The sequence below is a fragment of the Micromonospora sp. NPDC051296 genome, assembly GCF_040682255.1.
GTDB classification, from domain to species: domain Bacteria; phylum Actinomycetota; class Actinomycetes; order Mycobacteriales; family Micromonosporaceae; genus Micromonospora; species Micromonospora craterilacus.
Window position 1 is genome coordinate 1 of record NZ_JBFBAO010000556.1, and the last position, 3,044, is coordinate 3,044.

The 3,044-nt window shown below is 72.3% G+C and carries 3 protein-coding genes and 1 pseudogene; 3 read left to right on the top strand and 1 reads right to left on the bottom strand.

Annotated elements, in window-relative coordinates; all coding sequences use genetic code 11:
• Positions 1–386 (bottom strand): DNA-formamidopyrimidine glycosylase family protein (locus AB0M52_RS32775; RefSeq protein ID WP_363961692.1); only part of this gene is annotated, 386 nt, incomplete at its 3' end.
• 150 nt (positions 387–536) lie between these two features.
• Between AB0M52_RS32775 and AB0M52_RS32780 the strand changes: the two genes are divergently transcribed.
• The 3 genes and pseudogenes from AB0M52_RS32780 to AB0M52_RS32790 all read left to right on the top strand — a co-directional run.
• Positions 537–1,232, top strand: coding sequence for an SDR family oxidoreductase (locus AB0M52_RS32780; protein ID WP_363961694.1), 696 nt, complete (start codon positions 537–539; stop codon positions 1,230–1,232).
• Positions 1,233–1,522: 290 nt separating this feature from the next.
• Complete coding sequence (locus AB0M52_RS32785; protein WP_363961696.1) at positions 1,523–2,350, top strand: DUF308 domain-containing protein; 828 nt, start codon at positions 1,523–1,525, stop codon at positions 2,348–2,350.
• A gap of 357 nt (positions 2,351–2,707) precedes the next feature.
• Positions 2,708–3,044, top strand: a pseudogene (locus AB0M52_RS32790) (amidinotransferase); the annotation flags it as partial.

Consider the following 3,044-nt stretch of genomic DNA (forward strand, 5'->3'; position numbering starts at 1 on the left):
GTTGGCGTACGGCCGCCACCGAGGCGGGCGCGCAGGGCCGCCGCCTCGGGCGGGGTGAGCAGTTCGCAGGCGGTGGGGCCGCGCAGGTCAAGCCAGCGCCAATCACTGGCCAGCCGCAGCCGGATCTGCCCGACCGGCTCCGGCGGCTCGCCGTCGCCATCCGCGAACTTGCCGTACAGGCCGAGGTGGACGTGCAGGATCAGCTCACCGGCGTAGTGGTGCAGCAGGTGCTTGCCGTACGCCTCGGTGCTCTCCAGCACCGAGCCGGCGAGCCGCGCGGCGCCCTCGGTGAACCGGCCCTGCGGGCTGGCGGCGAGCACCTTGTCCCCGGCGAACAGCTCGGCGTGCCGGGCCGCCAGGCGGTGGATGGCGTGTCCCTCTGGCACGGGTGCCAAGCGTAGTCAGACGGCCCGGCCGACCGACGGAAAGGAGGGGCCCTTCGTGTTCCCAGATTCGTTCCAGCGAGGTCTGGTTCAATGGCGCCTCGGGCCGCCGGTAGGGCGGATACCACGTCGGTTCGATAAGGACGGTCGGTCATGGCGGATCCGGTGCGTTGCGCAGTGGTGGTCGGCAACAGCGACGGAATCGGGTTGGCGTTCACCCGCCGGCTGCTCGCGGATGGCTGGCGGGTCGCCGGGCTGTCCCGGCGGGAGAACGGGATCGCCGTCCCGACGTACGCCCACCACACCGTCGACGTGACCTCGCCGGACTACCCCGACGTCCTGGGCAAGGCGGTCGACGAACTCGGGCGGGTGGATCTCTGCGTGTACGCCGCCGGCATCGGCGAACCCGTCGACCTGGCCGACCTGGACGCGCAGACCCGTACCTTCGAGGTCAACCTGATGGGCGCGGTACGCACGGCGACGGTGGTCGTGCCGAGGATGGTGGCGGCCGGTGACGGGCACCTCATCGGGCTGTCCAGCCTCGCCGACCGGTTGGTCTCCAGGGAGGCGCCCGGGTACGCCGGGTCCAAGGCCGGGTTGTCGTCGTACCTGATGGGGTTGGCGGCGGCGCTGCGTGGGCACGGCGTGCAGGTGACCACCGTGCGGTTCGGCTTCGTGGACACCAAGATGGCCAAGGGACCGGTACGCCCCATGATGATCTCGGTAGACCGGGCGGTGGAGATCCTGGCGCGCTGCGTACGCACCCGTCCGGTGCTGGTCTCCCGCCCGCGCCGGATGGCCCTGCTCACCTCCGCCCTGGCCACCCTCACCCGCCCCCGCCTTCACTGACCGCCCACGGGGTCGACGGGCCCAGCCAGACCCGCAGGACCGTCGCCACCAGAAGGAGCGGAATCCCGACCAGCGGCAGCCCCGCAACCGGCGCTAGCCGCTCCACTGTGGTTGATCGGTGGCGGCACCCCAGCGGACCAGCCGGGTGTGAAGGTCGCCGCCGTTCCGGCATCGACCAACTCACGGCGGGTGTCAGCTGGGTGGCAACTGGGTACCTCCGGGGGCGTTACCGCGTGGCTGGCGATACGGGGCTGATGTGGCCACCCACGCCCTGACCAGGAGGTGAAGCTATGAGATTTCCTTCGCTGTCACGCCGGGAGGAACCGGCTCCGGCGGTCGCCGACAACGATGCCGACCGCACCGGGGCGGTGGCCACCGACACCCGTCCCGGTACTCGGCCGGCTGCGGAAGAGGAAACGGACCGGCGGTCGGGGCACCGCAGCCGGGCTGAGGCGACCGGCACGACGGCCACCGATCGGGTCCCCGCCGGACGGGACAAGACCGGCGGTGCCGCCGCCGACCGGGCCTTGGCCGGCGCGCGCGACGCCCGGACCGGCACGGGAGAGGCAGCCGCCCGGGCGGCCACGGCCCGCTCCGGCATCGCCGGTTTCCGGCGCGCCCGGGCTGCCGCGCCCGCACCGGAGCCGGCCGTCAAGCGGGGGCGCACGGTCGAGCACGACCGGGACGCTGATGCGGACCGCACCATCGGCCACGAACGCATCGTCACCGGCGACCCGAACGCGACGGTCGACCGGGAATCCGTGCCGGACGTACCGCCGATGCCCGCCGGTCCGCGACCGCGGACCAGTCTGCTGGCCACTCTCGGCCTGGTCGCCGGGGTCGCCGGGCTGCTCTTCGTCCTCACCGGGACCCTCGCCGGGTACGGCATCGGGCTCGGCGCGGCCGGCGCGGTGCTCGCCGTGCTGGGCCTGATCGCCACCCGGCGGCGACACGTGGCCGGCAAGCCCGACGCGCTGCTGGGAATCGTCTTCGGCCTCGGCGCCGTGGTCGTCGGGGTGTTGGCGATGACCGGCCAGTACGACTGGCCGACCACCGACGGCGACACGGTGGCGCGCCTGCGCGAGTGGCTCGACTCACAGCTCGTCGATCGGCTCTAGGCAGCCCCCCGGCCGACCGCCGGGCGCACACCGCCGCTCCCCAGAAACGGGACCACCGGGGAGATCTTGGACAGTTGCCGTTTTCGCGGAACGGCAACTGTCCAAGATCTGAAATGCGGCTGACCGAGGGCGGCCAACACGCAGGGTGAGCGGTACCGGGTGCACGGAAAAGCGCAGTCGGGACGATTGCGCAAGGAATCGACGCCAGGGTGGCATCAGACGCAACGAACAGCCGGCCCATGCAAGGCTCAGCGGTGGATCCTGCGGGTCTTCGGCGCATAACGTTGAGCAACGGCGCCAGCCCGTGGGCCGACGGTGGCCGGGCGCGCCCGACCCCCTGGGAGCAGGACAATGACGATGGACGCCACCCGCCAGCGCTTCCTGATGTGCCGGCCGACGTACTTCGCCGTCGACTACGCGATCAACCCGTGGATGGACCCGACCGCCCCGGTCGACACCGACCTCGCCGTCCGGCAGTGGGAGCGGCTGCGCCAGGTCTACCGGGACCTGGGTCACACCGTCGAGGAGATCACTCCGGTGCCGGGCCTGCCCGACATGGTCTTCGCCGCCAACGGCGGCACCGTGATCGACGGCCGGGCGATGGCCGTGCAGTTCCGGGACCCGCAGCGCGCCGACGAGGCACCCGCCTACCGCGCCTGGTTCGAGGCCGCCGGCTTCGAGATGTACGACCCGA

Excerpts from the sequence above, each read along its gene's own strand:
- AB0M52_RS32785 (WP_363961696.1), top strand. The coding sequence starts at position 1,523 with ATGAGATTTCCTTCGCTGTCACGCCGGGAGGAACCGGCTCCGGCGGTC.
- AB0M52_RS32780 (WP_363961694.1), top strand. The coding sequence starts at position 537 with ATGGCGGATCCGGTGCGTTGCGCAGTGGTGGTCGGCAACAGCGACGGA.